Below are 22,949 nucleotides of genomic sequence, written 5' to 3' on the forward strand. Positions count from 1 at the left end.
AAACCCAATATGAAAAACGAACGCAACCCAAACTAAAACGTTTGCGTAAAGTAAAGTTTATTTCAAAAAACCAATATTTCGTTTTAGACCAGTAAACTTGGTTCTTTTTACTGCCGATTTTTGAAACACGTTGTTGAACACCTCCTCGGTGATTTCTTCCCAATCTTTTTTAGACATGGACAATAATTCCGGATGTGGATCAAATAACGGCTCCGCATGGGGTTTAGAAAATCGGTTCCATGGACAAACATCCTGACAAATATCGCAGCCGAACATCCAGTCTTCAAATTTACCATGAAACTCGTTGGGAATTTCATTCTTCAGCTCTATGGTAAAATAAGAAATACATTTGCTCCCGTCCACGACATAGGGCTCCACAATGGCCTCGGTAGGGCAGGCGTCTATGCAGGCGGTGCATGAGCCACAGTGATCCGTGACCGGTGTGTCATATTCCAATTCCAAATCAACAATGAGTTCTGCTATAAAATAAAAAGAACCGGTGTGTTGGGTTAATAAGTTGCTGTGTTTCCCAATCCAACCTAAACCGCTTTTTGCGGCCCAGGCTTTATCCAAAACAGGGGCGGAATCAACAAAGGCACGACCGTGAACCTCACCTATTTCTTCGGATATAAAATTTTGAAGTTGTCTTAGTTTTGATTTAATCACATGGTGATAATCATTACCATAAGCGTATTTGGAAATCTTATAGGTATCCTCCTTTTGGCTTGCCTCGGGATAATAATTTAATAATAAAGAAATCACCGACTTGGCCCCATCAACTAGTTTGGTGGGATCCAGGCGCTTGTCGAAATGGTTCTCCATGTACTGCATTTCGCCGTTCATGTTTTGATTAAGCCATTTTTCCAATCTGGGAGCTTCTTCTTCCAAAAACGCTGCCTTTGAAATACCGCACGACAAAAAACCGAGGCGTTTTGCTTCGGTTTTGATTAAATGCGCATAGTTTTTTGAACCCATGCTTCGAAGGTAAGCGAAAAATATTTTTCAGGGAAGCGTACTAAGAAGATGGTGGTTCATATGCCGGAACCCGATTTTCTATGGGCTGTATCGTTTTTAAATATTCAAAAACGGCTTCGATGTCCCCATCGGTCAGGTAGGCATAATGCTGCGGCATAGGCGGCATAATGGGTCTGCTATTATCCAAGCCTTTGAACTTTGCTTCCCTTATCGCTTTCTTGAACTGCTCTAAAGTCCATGTACCAATACCAGTTTCATGTGGTGTGAGATTACCGGAATAAGAGGTGCCCCATGGGCCTACCGCTGCCGTAAGTTCACCGCTAAAGAGCACCCATGGCCCCAAGGGAACATTCTCAGGAATAGGTGGCAAAGGCCGGGATGCATCGAATCCCATCAAATATTTGTCCATGTCGGGAACAGGTCCTTGTTCTGTCATCTTCTTTGGGGTATGGCAATCCGTGCAGCCCAGAATATTTACCAAATACTCCCCATGTGCCACTATATCGGTTTCCCCCATAGGGATTTCTTCGACCACTTCAGCTGTAGGTTTCTTTTCACCACATGCAGCTACCAGTATGACAAGGGATACGAGCACTCCATAAACTGTTGACTTCATATTGAATGTTATAATGATTATACTTCAATTTACCCAAAAATCCCAGTCGATACTTCTTGTTTTGTATCTGTTGGGCCGATATTTGTATAAACGGTATTTAAAGGTTCATCCCTTTATCTTGTAAAAACACCCTTTAGAGGGGAATAAGGAATGTGCCAAAAGGAAAGGTGTCAATATATGATGATTTATGGCCGAATTTTATCAGGAAAGGGGCAATCCCCTTATAACGGTAATTGATAGAGTATCGATGGTCGGACATTGGCGGAAATCCATCGGGATAAAAAAACAAAGGTACCTGGGGTCGATTTTGATGAGATAGGGAAGTTTTTGTTTCCTATTTATGCGCCCTTTGCCCACACTCAAGGTTATTTAAAGCAGTAAGGAGCCGAGGTCTAAATCTTCTTATGCTTTGTTATACCATGGAGCAACGGTATATCAAAAAATCGCCCAAACTCAATTGGGCGATCTATTTTAGGGTGGCAAACAATTATCTAATTCAAAATATTACCGTCCATATCAATTTTTAAATTCTTTTTAGAATTGTCCTTTCCAATTTGGAATTGATATAATTTTTTTACCCCCTTATTGTAGTGGTAAGAAACCAAATAGACACTACTTTTAATTTCCCAATCGGGGTATTCGTTGTAAACCGAATTTCTAACGGCAACAGGGGATGCAACATCCTTGAATTTTTCACTGGATACCATTATCTTACCCTTACGATTGTAAGTGGCAATAATATTTCCCTTGTTATTTGAAAAATGTACTTCGTAAGGCCCAACGTCATTAAAATAAATTGGGGTTCCTTTGATTTTGAACCTTGCCGCCTTGTTTTCCAGTTCTTTTACAACTTCAGGGGTAACTTCATCATGTACCTTTTCGAGATAATCCATGTTCAAGGCAGTGACCGTTACACCCTCTAAAACCACTTCTTGGGTTTCCTCCTCTTTAGCTTCATTATTGAGCTCTTGTGCATAACCTAGGCTGGTAAGGCCTATAAATAACATACCGAATACAATTGCTTTCATGATCAATAGATTTAAAGGTTAATACTTATTCTCAGTATAAAGATCAGTCAATTGCACCCGCAATACTAAACACCTATGTTTCAAATTATTAAAAGTTTTTTTTGAAGTCTTCCACCTATACATTGAAGCCTTCAAACTATGTTGAACGAAAGGCTCTTGATGCCATAAAAAGGATGGGTAATTTATTCAGGAAGACTATGTGGTTCCATGGGAAACCCGACTTTAGTGTATAGGTCAAGATAACGTTTATCATTTCGTAAAGGAATTAAAGCGGGTTCTTCACGCAACCAAATCATTTCTACTTCATGACGGTCATAGGACTTCTGAAGCCATTCAAAAGCTTCATCATATTCCCCTATGATAGAATAATAAAGCGCCAAAAACCATGCCGGGCTACCGGATTCGCCTGCTTCATATCTATTCCGTAGATCATTCAAATAGCCATGAAGATTTTCAGTATTACCATCCCTATGGGCATGTAACGCGCTTAACCACAAGACAATAGGAGGACGGTCTGAAAAACTGGTCAATATCTTATTTAAAAGTCCTTTTGAGTTTTCGTACTCTTCTAGATAGAAATAATATCTAGCAGCTATCCTTAGATACATGATATCATCGTTAAATAGTTTATCTATACTTTTTAGAAGATTGGTAGTTTCCTCTTTCCTATTGAGAAAAAAGAGTGCTTGGGCCTTAAAAATATACGGATAGCTTCCTATGGGAGACTCTTTTAGTTGTCGATTGATTCGAGCAAACGATTCGTCATACTTCCCGGTTTGCAAACCATATAGAATGGCAATATTACTTCTTGTCTTATACTCCCTTTCCATACGCTCAAAATCCCATTCATATAAATATGAACCATCGTTTAAGGCACTTTTTAAGATTAAATTCGTACTGTCTATTGCATTAGCTTTGAGTAAAAGCTGTTTTGCTTTGTGCCATGCGTCCTGCTCATTATACAATCCCCAACTGGCTCCGCCCCATAAATATAAATAAGCCAGATTTACATAAGCATCAAAGAAAGTAGAATCTAGGCGAATAGCCTTTTCATACAGCGGTACCGCATTCTCCATCCCAGTTTTATTATATTTAGAAGCCTGATAATTGGCTTGTAAGAGTAGATTATAGGCCTCCTTATTTTGAGTTGGGACTAATTGTATCGCCATAAGGTCTTCTTCTTTGAGTTCAACATGCAAATTTTCAGCTATATTTTCAGCTACTTCAGCTTGGATTTTGAAGATATCATTGCTGTTCCAATCACCGGAATATTCCTCGGACCAGAAATGCTTGTTAGAAGGCCCATCGATTAATTGTAGCGTAATTTTCATCTGATCACCGGACAGCTGAAAGTTTCCTTGTAGAATATTCTGAACTCCCAATTCATTTGCAATGACGGGAGCGCTTTGATCTGAAGTTTTGTACTTCAATACCGATGTAAAAGGAATTACATCTATTTTCCGGTCAATTTTGGTAAGTCTTGTAATTACGGCGTCGGTAATTCCATCACTGACATAATCAAGTTCAGGATCACCACTCCAGTTTTTAAAGGGAATCACTGCAATAGACTTACCTTGGGCCTCAGTTTCTGCGGTTTCGGTCGAATTTTCTTTAATGAAATCCATGTAGTAAACATATGAAATGGTAAATATCAACACGGCGCTAATTAAGGCAAACAAAAGTGTTCTTCGCTTAATAACCTTTTTCACCATTTCGATCGTTTCATGCGTAACATGGCTCGATTTTTCTTGTTCCGGAGTCCGATCCTTCCCGCCTTTTTCACTTTCCAAAGGCTTCCTAAATTTTGCCTCTCCCGGAGGATAACCATAATAATCGTGAAAGCAGGTATTGAAATACGTTGGGCTATTAAATCCCACCCGATATGCTATCTCTGCGACTGTCGCTACATTGTCCTGAAGCATTTTCATGGCCTTTTCAAGCCTGTAATCCCTAATAAATCGACTTGCTGATTTTCCATTGATGGATTGGAGCCTGCGGTGTAATTGGGAACGGCTAATACCTACCGCCTCGGCAAGTTCCTTGACCCCAAAGTGTTCGTTGTCCAGGTTGGCCTCGAGAAGTTCAGTCAACTTTTTAATAAATGCCCGGTCCATTGAAAGTTCGCTATTCATGATGGTAATAATTCAGCTATTTCAACCCTTTAAAAAACACTCTAGAAATGCATATGCATTTTCCCCAAATTAGGTAAAGCTTTGATTATTAACAATGACGACGGTCAATCGGTTTTTATAGCAATTCTATTTGTCCGGGGAGTGGTTAACCTTTTTCTTGGACATTTCGTATGGCCTTCCAGCTATTTTTTATTAGAAATACCAAAAATTAAAAAACCCAAGCGAATGGCCTGGATTTTATTGGATGGTATTAATTTCGTATTAGCAAATCAACGTTCAAGAAAAATCAAGGGCACCTCCTTAGGCTTCAATGATATCAAAGGATTGATTTCAACTTTGTTCAAATTGGTCTGCAAATTATACTTCTTAATAATCCCAGCTATGGCCAATACCATCTCATACATGGCAAAATTATTCCCTACGCACATTCTAGGGCCAGCACCAAAAGGATAATAATAGTCTTGAAAGTCCTTTTTCTTTTCCTCATCAAACCGTTCCGGTATAAATGCTGTCGGGGATTCCCAATAACCGGCATATCTATGAAGCTCGTAAATGGACATCAACATCAAGGTGTTTTTAGGTATTTCAAGTTCTCCTAAGGTATCCTCGTCTATAGAAATACGGTCTATCACATAAGCAGGAGGGTACAAGCGCATACTCTCCTCGATGCATTGCTTGGTATATGTAAGTTGGGATATATTCTGCATGATATCATCTCTTTCCAAATCCAATTGGGAAACTTCCTTAAAAACCTTTTGTTGATCCTTTTTGTTTTTTGCCAATAAGAACAAGGTAAAGCTAAGTACATTCGCGGTAGTCTCATGACCTGCAGTGAATAAGATCATTACCTCATCTATCAACTGTCGGCGAGGCATTGGGGTACCATCTTCATACCTGGCTTTGAGCAACATATCCAACAAATCATCTTTTTCCTCCCCGGATTGTATGCGCTCCTCGATTATATCATTCAATACACCGCGACCAATTTCAGATAATCCTATATGCTTCTTGATTTGACCACTTAGCTTAAACCACCATTTCATATAAGGTTGGCGCATTTCTTTGATCAGCATTTTTTGATTGGTCTCTGTGATATCCTGGAGTTTGGCCATGGCCACTTGAATATCATTTCTACTGAACAATGATTTTGCCACCACTTGGAAGGCCAAATCCCCCATTAATGGAAATATATCTTCCTCAACATTCGGTTTTATTCTTTCTAATTCCGTGCGAATTGCATTCTGCATAATGCCCAATAAACCCATGAGTTTCTTTTTATGGAAGGCGGGCTGTACCATTCTTCTATGGGTACGCCAATGCTCCCCATTGGAAGTTAATATGCCATTTCCTATATACTTGGCAAGGTCTATGGTTTGTAATGGGGATTTATGGTATTTCCTATTATGCGTTTGAAGTATCTGTTTAATATGTCCCGGGTTTCGGGTAAAGACCACCGACTTTCCCAATCCAATATTTACCTTGAAAATATCTCCATACTTTTCGAAATTTTCATGATGGAAAGGCAAAGGATTGTTTAATATCCTCTTTCGGTTCTTATAGACCTCAAATCTGGGAATTGTGGGTAGGCTTTTCATTGTTCCTTTATTGACCATTCTTAACCGAACAAAGCAGAACAGTTTTTACTGCAGTCACCCTTGTTGCGGACATAGCTTTAAAAATTGGAACTTCCATTGTATTTAATTGTACTTCTAGGTGATTAATTGTACTTCTAGGTGAAAAAATTGCCATTGTCAAAAACTTGAGCTATGGCTTATCTAGATCCTTAAACCCGAAAAAAAACCATGGCACTTATTTTCAAAAAAGCCCAGGTTGGTTACCGCCTTTGATCCTTCCCAAATGCTTATAGGCCAATTCTGTTACTTCCCGACCACGCGGTGTTCGCATAATAAAACCCTGTTGGATCAAAAAAGGTTCATATACTTCCTCAATGGTCTCACCGCTTTCAGATACTGCAGTTGCCAATGTGGAAATACCAACTGGCCCACCTTTGAATTTATCGATAATGGTCGTCAATATTTTATTATCCATTTCATCTAACCCATGTGCATCAACATTCAAGGCTTTTAGGCTATATCTCGATATGTCCATATCAATACTTCCGTCACCTTTTATTTGGGCAAAATCCCGTACCCTTCGCAAAAGGGCGTTGCAGATTCTAGGCGTTCCCCTACTTCGACCCGCAATTTCAATAGCGGCGTCTTGGGTAATGGAAACTTTCAATATTTCCGCACTACGTTCAACAATCGTAGATAATAATTCTGTAGAATAATATTGAAGTCTGCTCTGAATACCAAAACGTGCCCGCATGGGAGAAGTCAATAGGCCGGATCGGGTCGTTGCCCCAATTAACGTAAAGGGGTTTAAATTGATCTGGACCGACCTTGCATTTGGTCCTGTTTCTATCATGATATCGATCTTGTAGTCCTCCATGGCCGAATACAGATATTCCTCTACAATAGGACTCAACCTATGAATCTCATCGATAAATAGTACATCCCTATCTTGGAGGTTGGTCAAAAGGCCTGCCAGATCACCAGGTTTATCAAGGACTGGGCCCGAAGTGATCTTTATACCAACCCCTAACTCATTGGCAAGGATATGTGCCAAAGTGGTTTTGCCCAAGCCTGGAGGGCCATGGAACAACGTGTGGTCCAAGGCTTCATTTCTTTGATTTGCCGCCTCAACAAAAACCTTCAGATTTTCCAGTACTTGTTCCTGCCCTGTAAAGTCATCAAAGGTGATAGGTCGCAATGCCCTTTCTATATCAATTTCCTCAGGAGAGAAATTTCCGGTCGTGGGATCAAGGTACTCGTTCATAATGTATCTAACGATGTTAAAACCGATCCCGCTTTTCAGCGGGATTAGTTCGGCTTACATTTTTGAGAACCGAATTTGATAAGGAGTTCCCAAAAATGAGCTTCGCTAACAAAGATAGTGAAAATCAAATGTTAAAATTTACTGGAACTTCGCTATCTACATGCTTATCGTTAAATTCGTATTGCAATATGACTTTTGTCATCTTTTATACCACGTATAATCACAACCTTTGCATAAAATTTAAAACGAGTAATTATTTAACAACCATTTAAAAAGCAGAAAACAATGTCAGCAACTTTTAATCTTAAAAAATACGGTATAGAAACCGAAGTTATTTATAGGAACAGTAGTGTTCCTGTTCTTTATGAATTGGGACTTCGTTTGGAAAAAGGAACCGCGATTTCCGATGTAGGTGCACTAATGACTTACTCCGGCGAAAAAACAGGTCGAAGCCCAAAAGACAAAAGAATAGTCCGCAATCCTGAATCGGAAAAAAACATCGATTGGGGTAAGGTAAATATAGGATTGGATGAACATACGTATATGGTCAACCATGAACGTGCCTTGGATTATTTGAACACACGTGAACATCTTTTTGTAGTTGATGCCTATGCAGGTTGGGACCCAAAATATAGAATCAAAACAAGAATTGTTTGTACACGTGCATACCATGCATTATTCATGCAGAATATGCTTATTATGCCCACAAAAGCGGAGTTGGCCAATTTTGGTGAGCCTGATTATGTTATCCTGAATGCAGGTGGCTTCCCTGCCAACCGTTACACTTCCGAAATGACTTCCAAAACCAGTATTGATGTGAATTTGGAGCGTAAGGAAATTGTAATCTTAGGTACGCAATATGCCGGGGAAATGAAAAAAGGAATATTCGGTGTAATGAATTATCTAATGCCCCTAAAAGGAGTACTACCCATGCACTGTTCTGCCAATGTAGGAGAGAAAGATGATGTCACTATCCTTTTCGGACTTTCTGGAACTGGAAAAACTACCTTAAGTGCTGATCCAAAACGTAGATTGATCGGTGACGATGAACATTGTTGGACAGATGATGGTACTTTTAATATAGAAGGCGGTTGCTATGCAAAAGCGATTGACTTAACTCCAGAGAACGAACCCGATATTTTCAACGCCATTCGTTTTGGTACCGTGTTGGAAAATGTGGTTTATGACAAAGACTCAAGAAAAGTCGATTATACAGATATCTCTATTACCGAAAATACTAGGGCGTCATATCCGATCAACTTTATAGACAATGTACAGATACCTTGTGTTGCCGGGCATCCTGAAAATATCATTTTCCTTACTTGTGATGCTTTTGGTGTCTTGCCTCCAGTTAGTAAATTAAGCCCTGAGCAAGCAAGTTATCACTTTATCTCTGGTTATACTGCGAAGATGGCGGGTACTGAGATGGGAATTACAGAGCCTACAGCTACCTTCAGTGCTTGTTTTGGTGCTGCTTTCATGATGTGGCATCCTAACAAATATGCTGAATTATTAGCGGAGAAAATCAAAACCCATAAAGCTACTGCTTGGTTGATCAATACAGGTTGGACCGGTTCAGGATCAAGGATGAAATTGAAACATACCCGAGCTATGGTAGATGCGATTCATAACCACGATTTTGACAATGCTGAATTCGTACAGGATGAGGAATTTGGATTCCAAATACCAACCACCTGTCCTAACGTTCCTTCTGAAGTTTTGATTCCAAGAAATACTTGGAAAGACAAAGCGAAATATGAGGCTACTAAATTGAAGTTAGTTAATTTATTTACCGAGAACTTCAAGAAATTTGAAGCTAATGTTAATGCCGAGATTGTAGAAGCCGGACCAAAAGCCGGTACTTTACAATCCTAACCAATACCTTAATTCATGATAAATCCCCATTGCTTTTGGCAATGGGGATTTTGTTTTTGTATTTCCCTTGAAAATAGGAAATCATGATCTACACCCGTATTTAGTTTTCTTTATGCAATTGTGATGTATCCAAGAATTCCTCTATAATGATTTCTGGATTGCCATAGAGATAAGTCTTGGCAGAACCTCTCGAAGACAGCCCAATATGTTCAATAGCTTTTAGCTTTGCATCTGAAGACCCTTCGAGGTAAGCCACAACTTTAGTCGCTTCCATTTTTTCAGCCTTTAAGTTTGAGTTTTCGAAAAGCTCTACATCGAGAACATCGGCAGAACCTTCCATTTTTGCGCTGGCATTTTTGAACATTTGAATCGCATTGGAAACGCCCACCGCGTAAATACGTGCATCTACCCTATCTTTTAGTACAATGTTCAAAGAATCGCTCGCTAGATTAAAATCCCCCGAGCTCATACCTTCCATATTAATTTGAATTATCGGGGCCGTCGCATTCAACTCCAGCCTTGAAGGTCCAAAGGTATTCACAAGAAATCGATCTGAAGAAATAACATCCTTCATGTTTATTTTACCATCATGCATGGTAATAGACTCGAGTCCAATATAACTTATAGATATATCGAGTTTCCTTTTAGAAGTTATTTTGTAAAATGAACTTATGATCAATGTGCTGTCCACTACTTTGAACTTCAACACATCGATCAAGTTATCATCAGCTTCTATGGCATATCCCTCACTAGACCCTTTCTGCAGCACTAATTCCAAATCATCGACCAATTCAATGGCTTTAAAAAAAGGCAGGTCTTCCCGTACCTCAATCACATTTTTATTGCCCTTTATTTTAGGCTTTCTTTGGGCATATGTTTGAAAACAAATCAAAACCGCGATAAGGAGGATACTCTTTTTCATTTTTTTCAAAGGTGTTCTATTATTCTAAGTAGTTCCACATGCTTTATATGGTACCCTTATTTTGATTAAAAATAGTATAAAAAAGATTAATTAACTTATGTACCTATATCAAAAAAAATGCCCAACTTGGTCAGTTGGGCATTTTTATATTTTTTTATTTAGAATTGCTAATGGTTTTCTTCCTCCTCGTTATCATGCAATGGGGTACTTTGCGGAATAAAATCCTGTCCTGGAATAATATATTCACCATCAACATCGGTCTTGCTATAATCATATGCCCAACGATGTACATGAGGAATGGCGCCTGGCCAGTTACCATGTATATGCTCCTGGGGTGCCGTCCACTCCAAAGTATTCGATTTCCATGGATTCAGAGGCCCTTTCTTACCATAGAACATGCTATAAATGAAGTTGCCCAAGAAAACCAACTGGGCAAGACCAGCAATTAATGCGAATACTGTCATCAGCACTTGTACATCGGTCAATTCATCGAACATTGGAAATGCCGTATTTTCATAATAACGTCTCGGTACACCGGCCATACCTACAAAATGCATTGGGAAGAAAACCCCGTAGGCACAGATTGCAGTTATCCAAAAATGGACATATCCCAAGTTTTTATTCATCATTTTACCTTCAAACATCTTGGGAAACCAATGGTAAACCCCTGCGAATAATCCGTAAAGTGCGGAAATACCCATTACCAAATGGAAGTGGGCCACCACGAAATAGGTGTCATGCACATTAATATCCAACGTACTATCCCCTAGGATTATACCGGTAAGACCACCAGTGATGAAAGTTGATACCAAACCTATGGAAAATAACATGGCCGGATTCAACTGTAGGTTCCCTTTCCAAAGTGTAGTTATGTAATTGAAAGCTTTAACCGCCGAAGGTATAGCAATCAATAAGGTAGTAAATGTAAATACAGAACCCAAGAATGGGTTCATACCAGAAATGAACATATGATGTCCCCAAACGATGGTTGACAAGAAAGCTATAGCAATGATAGAAGCGATCATGGCCCGATACCCAAAAATAGGCTTACGCGCATTGGTAGACATAACTTCCGATGTAATACCCAATGCAGGTAATAAAACTATATACACCTCTGGATGGCCTAAAAACCAGAACAAGTGTTCATACAATACCGGCGAACCTCCCTGATAATGCAAAACCTCCCCTTGGATAAATATGTCCGAAAGGAAAAAGGAAGTCCCAAAACTTCTATCCATAATCAGTAACAAAGCCGCAGATAAAAGTACAGGGAATGATACCACTCCGATTATAGCGGTGATAAAGAATGCCCAAATGGTTAATGGCAGTCTGGTCATGGACATCCCTTTGGTCCTCAAGTTGATTACAGTTACGATGTAGTTCAATGAACCTAAAAGGGATGATGCTATAAAAATCGCCATGGATACCAGCCATAAGGTCATACCCATTCCCGATCCTGATTGAGCCATCGGCAATGCGCTCAATGGAGGATAAATCGTCCAACCTGCTGAAGCGGGCCCAGCTTCGACAAAAAGTGAGCATATCATAATTACAGATGATAAAAAGAAGAGCCAGTACGATACCATATTCAAGAAACCTGAAGCCATATCACGAGCCCCGATCTGCAAGGGAATAAGCAAATTACTAAAAGTACCACTTAAACCGGCGGTAAGTACAAAAAACACCATTATGGTACCATGAATGGTTACCAATGCCAAGTAAATATCCGCATCCATTACCCCATTCGGTGCCCAATCGCCAAGCAACGCCTCAAAAATAGGAAACGATTGGCCTGGCCAGGCCAGCTGCATCCTGAACATCAAGGACATGGCAATACCTATAAAACCCATTATCAACCCAGTAATCAGATACTGCTTTGATATCATTTTATGGTCTTGACTAAAAATATATTTGGTCACAAAAGTCTCCTTGTGATGATGCCCGTGATCATCTGCGTGGTCTTCTATATGTGCATGTGCTGTGGCCGACATAACTATTTCTTTTTTATTTTTTAACTAAACTCTATTGAACTGATACCATTGACTGGGAAAAGGTTTGCTGTTCTGCAAGCCATTTATTGTATTCTTCTTCCTCTTCCACAATAATCTTCATTTGCATATTATAGTGCGATTTACCGCATATCTTATTACAGAGCAATATATAGTCAAACTCCCAAGGGTCCGAATTTTCGACACCTGCAGCGGCTTTCTTTGCACGTATCTTATTGGTCCTTTCTACCTTGGCCATAACATCGGCATCATTCCGCATATCTGCGGTGGTAATGGTGGGCGTAAAAGAGAACTGGGTGGTCATTCCAGGCACGCAGTTCATTTGTGCCCTAAAATGAGGCATGTACGCAGAATGTAAAACGTCTTGAGAGCGCATTTTAAAGTTTACCTTTCTTCCTACAGGCAAGTGCAATTCCTTGACAATGATATCGTCCATGGCATAGCTGTCAGATTCATCGAGCCCCAATATATTTGCCTTATCAATATCGATCATGCGAACATTCGCACCCCCCAAAACATTATCGGCACCTGCATATCTGGCGGTCCAGTTGAATTGTTGTGCATATAATTCAACAACAATCGGGTCATCTTCATCATTGATATCCATTATATTGGTCCATGTATATAATCCCCATAATATCAAACCAGCCAAAACAACTACGGGTATAATGGTCCAAATAAACTCGAGCCTATCATTATCCGCATAGAAAAGCGCTTTCTTTCCTTCCTCTCCTCTATACTTATACCCAAAATAGTGCAATAACGCCTGCGTAATGGTCTGAACGAAAAATATAATCGCCATGGAAACCAACATTAAATTATCATATTCAGCGCCATGTGCGGATGCTGCTTCAGGCAACAACATCTTACTGTATTTCCAAAAACTAAAAATGGTAATCCCATAAATGAACACTAAAAAAGCGAACAACAGATAACCATTGTATTTATTGTCGGTATCATTCGCTATTTGGGAGTCAACAGCCTTAATTTGTGACAATTCAAATATCTTGGTCATTTGCCAAATCGCAATTGCCACCAAAACCAAAACGGCTAAAATCAATAATGTCGTCATTGTTTATTTAAAATTTCGCTAAACTTAATAAAAAAAACTCAAACCCACTATCCTTGAAGCAAACCCTTCCAAAGGTGGGAAAATATAAACCATCCATACTCCTTTCCAATAGTTCTTGGGTAAAATAGGATGTGGTAATCTGATTAATAATGAAAATGTTTACTCTCTTCGATAAACGGATTACGTTTTGGTTGAAGAGGTGCCTTTGTCAATGCCCTAAACACCCAAAAAATAAATAATCCGGCGAAGAACAACACAGCGCCAATTTCAGGAATTCCAATCGACCATTGATCGCCAACCGTTGATGGCATGATCATATTAAAAATATCCATATAATGCCCTGCTAAAATGATAATACCTGTAAATATCACAAACCAGTTGATCCTTTTATAATCACTGTTCATCAACAATAACAAGGGCAATACAAAATTCATGACCACCATTCCGAAGAATGGAAGTTTATAATCCTCGATACGGGTTACAAAATAGGTAACCTCTTCAGGTATGTTGGAGTACCATATAAGCATAAACTGGGAGAACCAAAGGTAGGTCCAGAAAATACTGATACCGAACATAAATTTTGCCAAATCGTGGATATGACTATCGTTCACATCTGGTAAATAATCTTTAGATTTCAAGTAAATAGTTACCATTGCTATGACCGTTATACCGGAAACGAACATACTAGCAAATACATACCATCCGAACAATGTACTGAACCAATGGGGATCAACACTCATTATCCAATCCCAAGACATTATTGATTCCGAAATCAGGTAGAACACCAAAAAACCAGCAGATATCCTAAAATTCAATTTAAAGCTTGCGTTATCATCGGAAGCATCCTGTTTAAGGGACAGTTTCCTTGAATATTCCCTATAAAGTATCCAACCGCCCAGGAACACTGCCGCACGGATCAAGAAAAAAGTCGGATTTAAATAACCGGCCTTACCTTGTAGCAATTTGTCATGTGCCACTACTTCGGGATCCATCCAAACAAATAGATGATTCATGTGCAATACAGATAGCACCAAAATAATAAACACTATGATACCACCTGGTACCAAATACGCAGTAATTCCTTCCATCACACGAAACAATAATGGAGCCCATCCTGCCTGTGATGCCCTTTGGACAGCATAAAAGGCTAAGGCGCCCAAGGCAATCATGAAAAAGAAAAAAGCAGCAACATATAAAGCCGCCCATGGCTTATTCTGCAATTGATGCAACACATGTTCATCATGGGAAGCATCATGACCTTCAGCATGTTCCTGTCCATGGCTATTTGCCACGGCATGTGCTGTATCTGCCGATTGCCCATCCCCATGACCCTCATCGTGACTTGCGACCATGGCTTTAGATTCCTCAATTGTTGTTGGGGCCGACATAAAACCAATTCCGATACCTAGTAACCCCACTATCATCATGATGAAGGAAGCCATTTTTAATCTGCTTGAAAACGTGTACATATCTTAAACTATGTATTATTTTATAAATCCTCTTTCAATTTCATTACATACTCGGCTACTTGCCAACGTTCTTCATGGTTCAATTGCACTGCATAGGAGCCCATTGAATTCAAACCATAGTAAATCACATGGTACGTACTACCTACTGTAATATCACGTGCTGCATCGGCGTATGTGGGTACACCCAAGATTTTTTCCCTTTTTACCAAGGTACCTTGACCATCTCCTTTTGTTCCATGACAAAGAGCACAGTAAATATCGTAAAGTTCCTTGCCCACAGCCATATTCGCTTCACTATTCAAAGAATCCAATGGACTTGTCTTTACCCTTGAAAGTTCTTTGCCTTCAATGCTATTTTCCAAGTCATAAGGCATCCACCCTCTTGGAATGGTATTATCCGGTGGTAACATAGCCTCTGAAACACCTTTGAACAAGGCAATCCTAGTGGATTCTTCCTCATTGAACCCTTGATAGGTCTCATAACCTACCGGCTCATACATATTGGGCATATACTGATAATTAGGTCTGTTTTTATCAGCACATGATGCCATCAACAGTACCAGCACAAATGCAATTCCGACTTTACTAATATTGTTCATCATCTTATGACTACTTTTCTGAAACATTGATCTCGACCGCACCGGTATCCATCAATAAGTTCTTTAATTCTTTTTCGTTATCATGTATGGCCAACTCCATTACAAAATGGTCGTCCGTGGTCCTTACATCCGGATTTTCCGCTTTTTTGAACGGCCATAATCTACTTCTAAGGTAGAAGGTAATCACCATTAAATGCGCAGCAAAGAATACCGTTAATTCGAACATAATCGGGACAAATGCCGGCATGTTCTCAATATAACTGAAACTGGGTTTTCCCCCTATATCCTGTGGCCAGTCCTGGATCATGATATAATTCATCATAACAATCGACACAATAAGACCTACACACCCATAAATAAAAGATGTAATGGCTATTCTGGTCGGGGCAAGGCCCATGGCTTTATCAAGGCCATGTACTGGAAAAGGACAATATACTTCCTCTATATGATGTTTGGCGCCTTTCACCTTTTTGACTGCATGCATAAGCACGTCGTCATCATTGTAGTATGCATGTATAACTTTAGATGCCATATCGTATTACTTGTTATTTAATTTTTTTGCTTGACCCGCCCAATCATCACGTTGTGCCCTACCAGGAAACGAACCTGTAATTGAGTCCAATAAAGTATATTCCTTTTCCGTCATTCGGCTGACTTGGGCAAATGTAAAAATGCCTATTTGGTTTAAGGTTTTCTCCATTTTTGGCCCAATACCCTTAACTTTCTTAAGATCATCAGCCTTTTCCTTGGTCGCATCAAATGTACCGATGGTTTTCAATAAGCTGGAAACATCCCCTTTATCATCTTTTGGAGCCTCCGTTTTTAATTCGGTTACCGGTTTTACCTCTTCCTTTATCTTTGTGCTTGTACTGATTTGATATAACGGTTTACCTGCTTCCCTCAATTTTTTGTACTTCTCACCCGACGATTTTAAAATCGTCTTTACTTCCGCCTGTGCAATTACTGGGAATGTCCTTGCATATAATAAGAACAATACAAAGAAGAATCCGATGGTCCCTATAAACGTTCCTATGTCGATAAAGGTAGGCGAGAACATACTCCAAGAAGACGGCAAATAATCCCTATGCAACGAAGTAACGATGATTACAAATCTTTCGAACCACATTCCGATATTCACGATGATCGAAATAAAGAAAGAGAACATGATACTGGTACGTAGTTTTTTGAACCACATAAACTGCGGAGAGAATACATTGCAGCTCATCATTGCCCAATATGCCCACCAATATGGTCCGGTGGCCCTATTCAAGAATGCATATTGCTCGTATTCAACCCCAGAATACCAGGCCATGAACAATTCGGTTATATAGGCACAACCTACAATTGAACCTGTGATCATAATCACAATATTCATTAGCTCAATATGTTGTACAGTAATGTAGGCTTCTAGGCTACATACCTTTCTCATGATTATCAATAAGGTATTTACCATTGCGAATCCTGAGAATACCGCCCCGGCCACAAAATATGGAGGGAAAATGGTCGTATGCCAACCAGGAATCACCGAAGTAGCAAAGTCAAACGATACAATCGTGTGTACCGATAATACCAAAGGGGTGGCCAAACCTGCCAATACCAAAGATACTTCTTCAAATCGTTGCCAATCTTTCGCGCGGCCTGTCCAACCAAAACTCAATAAGCTATAGATCTTCTTTTGAAAAGGCAATACCGCCCTATCACGAATCATTGCGAAATCGGGGAGTAAGCCTGTCCACCAAAACACCATTGAAACGGAAAGATATGTAGAAATCGCAAAAACGTCCCAAAGTAATGGGGAGTTAAAATTCACCCATAAAGAACCAAACTGGTTAGGTATAGGCAATACCCAATACGCCAACCATGGGCGACCCATATGGATTATTGGAAATAAACCCGCCTGGATAACCGAAAATATGGTCATGGCCTCCGCAGAACGGTTGATGGCCATTCTCCATTTTTGTCTGAAAAGCAAAAGAACGGCCGAAATCAGGGTTCCTGCATGACCAATACCTACCCACCAAACAAAATTGGTAATATCCCAAGCCCAGTTAACCGTCTTGTTCAATCCCCAGGATCCAATACCCGTAGAGATCGTGTAAATTATACAACCAACTCCCCAAAGGAATGCAGCCAACGATATGGAAAAAACAATCCACCATTGTTTATTGGCCCTTCCCTCAACCGGAGCGGCTATATCCACGGTTACATCATGATAGCCTTTGTCTCCAAGTACTAGGGGTTTTCGTATAGGTGCTTCGTAATGCGACGCCATAATCTTTTTAAGTTACTTTGCTAAATAATATTTTTACGCTTCGTTGTTATTTCTCACTTTCACGTGATAGAATACATTTGGTTTCGTACCTACGTGTTCCAATAAATGGTACATGCGATCACTCTCTTTCAACTCAGCAATCTCACTTTTCTCATCATTTACATCCCCAAAGACAATAGCTCCATTGTTACAAGCCATAGAACAGGCCGTTTGGAATTCACCGTCTTTGATCACCCTTCCATCTCGTTTGGCATCAAGTATGGTCTTTTGTGTCTTTTGGATACACATAGAACATTTTTCTATTACACCCCTAGATCTTACAGTTACATCCGGATTGATGACCATTTTACCCAAATCGTTATTCATGTGAAAATCAAACTCGTCATTGTTGTTATACAAAAACCAGTTGAACCTTCGGACTTTATACGGACAGTTGTTCGCACAATAACGTGTACCCACACATCTGTTGTATGCCATTTGGTTTTGACCTTGGCGTCCATGTGATGTTGCCGCTACCGGACATACCGTTTCACATGGGGCATGGTTACAATGTTGGCACATTATCGGTTGAAAAGCTACTTGCGGATTGGTTGCGGGATCCTCCAATTCACCAAATCCTCCTAAAGAACCTTTATCTCCCGACAAGCCATCAAATTCATCCTTTTTGATATTATCGGCTTCAAAGGTGTCTTCTGAAGAATAGTATCTATCGATTCGTAACCAATGCATATCCCTTGAACGTCGCACCTCTTGTTTACCCACTACAGGCACATTGTTTTCAGCGCTACAAGCTACAACACAGGCTCCACATCCCGTACAGGCATTTAAATCGATGGACATATTGAAGTGATGTCCGATTGAACGATCAAAACTATCCCATAAATCAACTGTTGTTGCAGGAACCTCCTGGTGGTTCAAGGACACTACAGGAACCTTGTTCCATTCGGCATGATCTTTCGTATTGAAAATCTCCAAAGTGGTTTCCTTGATAATATCACCTCTACCCATTAGGGTGTTATGCAATTGCATACATGCAAATTCATGCATGCCGGTTGATTTTTCGATAGTTACCGACTGAATATTATTAAAGCCTTGGTATAAAGGATAGGCATTTACACCGGTCTGCATTTCAGATTTCATTCCAACCTGGCGACCATAACCCAATGCCATTCCAATAGATCCAGGTGCCTGACCTGGTTGGATCAACACGGGAACTCCATCTAAAATAACCCCGCCTACCGTAAGTTTGGCATAACTACCATCTAAGCCACCATTCGCGGCATGCTCATTGATAAAGCCTAAATTATCGGCATCTACTTTGGATACTGTCACATAGTTATCCCAAGTTATCCTGGAAATTGGATCGGGAAATTCCTGTAACCAAGGGTTACCTGCTTGTCGTCCATCGCCCATACCTACCTTTGAATATAAAGACAGCTCCATTCCGCCTCCACTAACTGCATTTGAAAGCTTTTTTACTGCTGAGGCAATATCTATAGCGGGAGTAGCTTCTTTGTCAATATCGCCTTTTGGAACGACGGTTCCAGCCAATTCGCCTTCTGTAGTTGAACTTATTTGATAAACACCATCATGTACGGCTTTATTCCAATCGGCACCGGCCAAGATTTGTGAATTCCATGTTTCTTTTATATAATCGTAATAGCTTTTATCGCTATCCATCCATAACAGCAAGGCCTTTTGGAATTGTCGCGTGTCAAAAAGCTCTTTTATCGTAGGCTGTGCGAGACCGAAATGACCTTTTTTGATCTGCGTATCGCCCCAAGATTCCAAATAATGGTTAGCGGCCGCGGCATAATCCGTTACTTCCGTAGTCTCATTCCAGTTGGTGGAAAAAGCAACCGATAAATCGACTTTCCCTATTCCTTCCGCAAAATCAGAAGCGTTGGGCAACGTATACATGGGGTTGACACCATCCATGATCAAAGCCCCAACACGACCTGCTTTCATGTCGGTTATCAAGGTATTCAAACTATTGATATTTCCTTGTCGCACATACTTTGGTGCTTTGACATCAAAAGCCTTACTGCCCAACATCTCATTAATGGCCAAAACAACCGCTTGCGCATTTACATCTTGCAATCCGGTCACCACGACTGCTGCACTTTTACCTTTGTTTATATCAGCAACAACACCCTCAATGGCGCGCTGGGCATACTCTGGTATTTCACCACTAGTCGAAGATCCGTTTAATCTAGCGTACAATTGGGCGAGTGCAATTTTTTGTTGCATGGGAGTCAACGGTACACGTTTATCCGCATTGGCACCGGTCAAGGACATATTAGCCTCAAATTGTATATGTTTCGACATCTTGCCTTCCTTGGGAACACGGCCTTTTGAATAGCCGCTATCATATCCGCCACCCTGCCAATCGGCAAGGAAATCGGCTCCAAAGGAAACAATTACCTCCGCTTGTTCAAAGTTGTAATCGGCCAATGCCCTTTCTCCATATCTAGCCTCAAATGCAGATAGGGCCGCATCTTCAGAAATCGCATCATAAACAACATGGTTCACCGTTCCGTACATTTCCTTGAACTCGGCAATGAGTTTTGAAGTCGATGGACTTGCGTAGGTCTGGGTCAATAAAGCAATTTGTTTACCGGAATCCTTTAAGGTATTTAATTTGGCCTTCATCTCGGTATCCAGGACGCTCCACTCTACAGGTTCACCGTTCTTAATCGGTCCTTGTAGTCGAGTACTATCGTACAATGACAAAACAGATCCTTGCACCCGGGCATTAGCGCCCCCATGAACCTTGGCGTCCACGTTGTTCTCGATCTTTATAGGCCTACCTTCCCTGGTCTTAACCAAGATGCTTGCAAAATCATAGCCGTCTGCAATGGTTGTTGCATAGTAGTTTGCAACTCCAGGGATAATACTTTCTGGTTGAACGACATACGGAATTGATTTTCTCACTGGTCCTTCACATGCCGCCAAGGATGCTGCAGCGGTACTAAAACCAACGTATTTGAGAAAATCCCTTCGGTTCGTATTCGAAGAAGATAAACTGTCCTTGTTCCCTAAAAACTCGTCAACAGGAATTTCTTCAACAAATTCTTTCTGTCCTAGCGCCTCAACAATGGAATCGTTTGGATTTAACTCTGCCTCGCTTTTCCAATATTTTTTGTTTGATGCCATACGATCTATCTGTAATTAGCTACTTTATTTTATTAATAATGACATTTTCCGCATTCCAAACCACCCATTTGGGCCGCTGTAAGATTCTCTACCCCATATTTCTTGGATAGTTCTTCATGGATTTTCGTATAGTATTCATTGTCCTCTACCTTCACATTGGTATCCCTATGACAATTGATACACCAGCCCATAGTCAGCGGGGAAAATTGGCTCATGATTTCCATTTCTTCAACAGGGCCATGGCAGGTCTGACATTCGATTCCCGCTACGGTAACGTGTTGCGAATGGTTAAAATAGACCAAATCGGGAAGGTTGTGTATACGTACCCATTCTACTGGTTGGCTTTCGCCTGTATAACTTTGATTCTCTTCATCCCAACCGACTGCCTTATATAATTTCTTTATTTCACCCGTATAAAATTCATTGGTATACCCATTGGCCAAATCTTCTTTTGACGGCCCTTCAGGATTCCCTTTATACTCGTAAATGGATTTGTGGCAATTCATACAAACATTCAAAGAAGGAATACCTGAATGTTTCGAAACCCTTGCCGATGAGTGGCAATATTTACAATCGATTTTATTATCGCCTGCATGTATTTTGTGGGAATAGTGAATCGGTTGAATGGGTGCATAACCTTGGTCAATGCCTATTTGCATCATCCATCCATATGCGAAATAAGCACCTGCCAGAAGAAGGAAAATAGCAGAAACCAAAACCAAAAACTGATTTTGGGCAAATGCCTTCCACAAGGGTACACCTTTCTCGGCTTTCGTTTTTTCCAAATCAAGACCATTGGCAATAGCTATTCGCTTTAAGGTCCTCTGCACCAAAATCAACATCATGATCAAAAGTCCAAAAACTATGACCAGCGCACCCAAAATCAACTCATTGGTTATGCCAGAAGAGTCTCCTTCGACCGCCTCTGCCGCAGCTGCATCCGCAACCACAGGCGCTGGTGGAGGCGCCGCCGTATAGGCCAAAATATCATCAATATCCGCATTCGACAAGGTCGGAAAAGCAGTCATAGGAGCTTGATTATACTCATTGAACACCTTAATCGCATAGGCATCCCCTGATTTGATCATCCCAGGACTATTCTTAATCCAAGCGTAAAGCCATTCTCGGTCCAAGCCTTCATCCTCACTTAGGCGGGATTCCACATTCGCCAAGGCCGGTCCTGTCATTTTCCTATTCAACGCATGACAGGCAGCACAATTCTGATTAAACAGTGTCTTGCCCTTTGCAGGGTCACCGGAGGAAGATGCAACTGCTTCATCCTGCGCAAAAATAGAAATGGAAAAAAGTAGGAAAACTACTAGACTGATACCTAAAACTCTAGAAATTTGATCGCGGTATGTTACCTTTTTCATATATAGAATATTTCAATCGAAATTTTGGCACGGTTATTACTATATCAAAGACAACACATTCAAAGAAACCGCACCTGAATTGACGGCAAAAATACGGATTAGACTTTATTTGCAAAATGTTAAGGTATTGATAATTATAATTTATAATTGTTCTAAATAAGGCTTAAAAGTTTACAATAGGGCGTAAAAAATTACTTTTGTGAAAAGGAAAATATAATTCAACTATAACATAATGAAATCACTGTTTATAATTGCGGTTATCACATTCTCGACTACCATGGGTCTTGCCCAACAGGGGAAGGTGAGCATTGAGCAGGATGATAGGATCATCGATTTGCTCGATATTTACAAATCTTCCAATCAAGAATACGAATATTATAGAATACAAGTAGGCTTTGGTTCTTTTGACAAAGCACAGCGCATTAAGGAAAGTGTAGAAATCGATTTTCCGGACCTATTCTCAAAAATCGATTTTGATTCCCCCACCTATAGGGTACGGTTGGGTCGCTTTAAAACAAAGCTCCAAGCGGAACGAATGTTTAATGAGGTACGGGTAAAGTATCCTGATGCGATGCTTTTGAAACCAAAAAAATCGACTTGAAAAGTCGATTTT

Annotated in this window: 17 protein-coding genes; 2 read left to right on the forward strand and 15 right to left on the reverse strand. The window is 40.3% G+C overall.

The features are described 5' to 3' along the window. Positions 1-57: 57 nt before the first annotated feature. The 6 genes from queG to ruvB all read right to left on the reverse strand — a co-directional run bounded on the left by queG (position 58) and on the right by ruvB (position 7,589). Positions 58-975, reverse strand: a complete 918-nt coding sequence (gene queG / locus HPE63_RS17360; RefSeq protein ID WP_188315577.1) for a tRNA epoxyqueuosine(34) reductase QueG — start codon at positions 973-975, stop codon at positions 58-60. A gap of 40 nt (positions 976-1,015) precedes the next feature. Then, a complete protein-coding gene (locus tag HPE63_RS17365) occupies positions 1,016-1,591 on the reverse strand; it encodes a c-type cytochrome (RefSeq protein WP_188315578.1) in 576 nt (191 codons plus the stop codon). 491 nt (positions 1,592-2,082) lie between these two features. Beyond that, positions 2,083-2,619: a hypothetical protein gene (locus tag HPE63_RS17370; RefSeq protein WP_188315579.1), complete on the reverse strand. Its 537-nt coding sequence runs from the start codon at positions 2,617-2,619 to the stop codon at positions 2,083-2,085. A gap of 182 nt (positions 2,620-2,801) precedes the next feature. Continuing rightward, a complete protein-coding gene (locus HPE63_RS17375) occupies positions 2,802-4,751 on the reverse strand; it encodes a helix-turn-helix domain-containing protein (protein WP_188315580.1) in 1,950 nt (649 codons plus the stop codon). A 269-nt stretch (positions 4,752-5,020) separates the two neighbouring features. Next, complete coding sequence (locus tag HPE63_RS17380) at positions 5,021-6,346, reverse strand: cytochrome P450 (RefSeq protein ID WP_188315581.1); 1,326 nt, start codon at positions 6,344-6,346, stop codon at positions 5,021-5,023. Positions 6,347-6,566: 220 nt separating this feature from the next. Further along, positions 6,567-7,589, reverse strand: a complete 1,023-nt coding sequence (gene ruvB / locus HPE63_RS17385) for a Holliday junction branch migration DNA helicase RuvB (protein ID WP_188315582.1) — start codon at positions 7,587-7,589, stop codon at positions 6,567-6,569. Between the two features lie 285 nt (positions 7,590-7,874). Between ruvB and pckA the strand changes: the two genes are divergently transcribed. Next, positions 7,875-9,464: a phosphoenolpyruvate carboxykinase (ATP) gene (pckA, locus tag HPE63_RS17390; RefSeq protein WP_188315583.1), complete on the forward strand. Its 1,590-nt coding sequence runs from the start codon at positions 7,875-7,877 to the stop codon at positions 9,462-9,464. 100 nt (positions 9,465-9,564) lie between these two features. On the opposite strand, the gene HPE63_RS17395 is transcribed toward pckA, so the two are convergent. From HPE63_RS17395 to HPE63_RS17435, 9 genes are all read right to left on the reverse strand, one after another. Beyond that, positions 9,565-10,386, reverse strand: coding sequence for a GIN domain-containing protein (locus tag HPE63_RS17395; RefSeq protein WP_188315584.1), 822 nt, complete (start codon positions 10,384-10,386; stop codon positions 9,565-9,567). Between the two features lie 167 nt (positions 10,387-10,553). Continuing rightward, positions 10,554-12,377, reverse strand: a complete 1,824-nt coding sequence (locus tag HPE63_RS17400; RefSeq protein WP_188315585.1) for a cytochrome c oxidase subunit I — start codon at positions 12,375-12,377, stop codon at positions 10,554-10,556. A gap of 31 nt (positions 12,378-12,408) precedes the next feature. Beyond that, entirely contained in the window at positions 12,409-13,467 is a 1,059-nt protein-coding gene (locus HPE63_RS17405; protein ID WP_188315586.1) for a cytochrome c oxidase subunit II, read from the reverse strand. Between the two features lie 143 nt (positions 13,468-13,610). Beyond that, the gene (locus HPE63_RS17410) at positions 13,611-14,936 is read right to left on the reverse strand and encodes a quinol:cytochrome C oxidoreductase (RefSeq protein ID WP_188315587.1); all 1,326 of its coding nucleotides are present in this window, start codon (positions 14,934-14,936) and stop codon (positions 13,611-13,613) included. Positions 14,937-14,956: 20 nt separating this feature from the next. Then, a complete protein-coding gene (locus tag HPE63_RS17415) occupies positions 14,957-15,535 on the reverse strand; it encodes a c-type cytochrome (protein ID WP_188315597.1) in 579 nt (192 codons plus the stop codon). A 10-nt stretch (positions 15,536-15,545) separates the two neighbouring features. After that, entirely contained in the window at positions 15,546-16,067 is a 522-nt protein-coding gene (locus HPE63_RS17420; RefSeq protein WP_188315588.1) for a DUF3341 domain-containing protein, read from the reverse strand. Between the two features lie 6 nt (positions 16,068-16,073). Next, entirely contained in the window at positions 16,074-17,807 is a 1,734-nt protein-coding gene (gene nrfD, locus HPE63_RS17425; RefSeq protein WP_188315589.1) for an NrfD/PsrC family molybdoenzyme membrane anchor subunit, read from the reverse strand. 33 nt (positions 17,808-17,840) lie between these two features. Next, positions 17,841-20,963 carry a TAT-variant-translocated molybdopterin oxidoreductase gene (locus HPE63_RS17430; RefSeq protein ID WP_188315590.1) on the reverse strand — a complete coding sequence of 1,041 codons (3,123 nt, stop codon included), beginning with the start codon at positions 20,961-20,963 and terminating at the stop codon, positions 17,841-17,843. Between the two features lie 32 nt (positions 20,964-20,995). Next, positions 20,996-22,336 carry a cytochrome c3 family protein gene (locus HPE63_RS17435; RefSeq protein WP_188315591.1) on the reverse strand — a complete coding sequence of 447 codons (1,341 nt, stop codon included), beginning with the start codon at positions 22,334-22,336 and terminating at the stop codon, positions 20,996-20,998. A gap of 232 nt (positions 22,337-22,568) precedes the next feature. Here HPE63_RS17435 and HPE63_RS17440 point away from each other — a divergent pair, with 232 nt between their 5' ends. Next, positions 22,569-22,937, forward strand: a complete 369-nt coding sequence (locus HPE63_RS17440) for an SPOR domain-containing protein (RefSeq protein WP_188315592.1) — start codon at positions 22,569-22,571, stop codon at positions 22,935-22,937. The last annotated feature ends 12 nt before the right edge of the window (positions 22,938-22,949 follow it).

The organism is Maribacter arenosus, from assembly GCF_014610845.1.
Classification (GTDB): Bacteria; Bacteroidota; Bacteroidia; order Flavobacteriales; family Flavobacteriaceae; genus Maribacter_A; species Maribacter_A arenosus.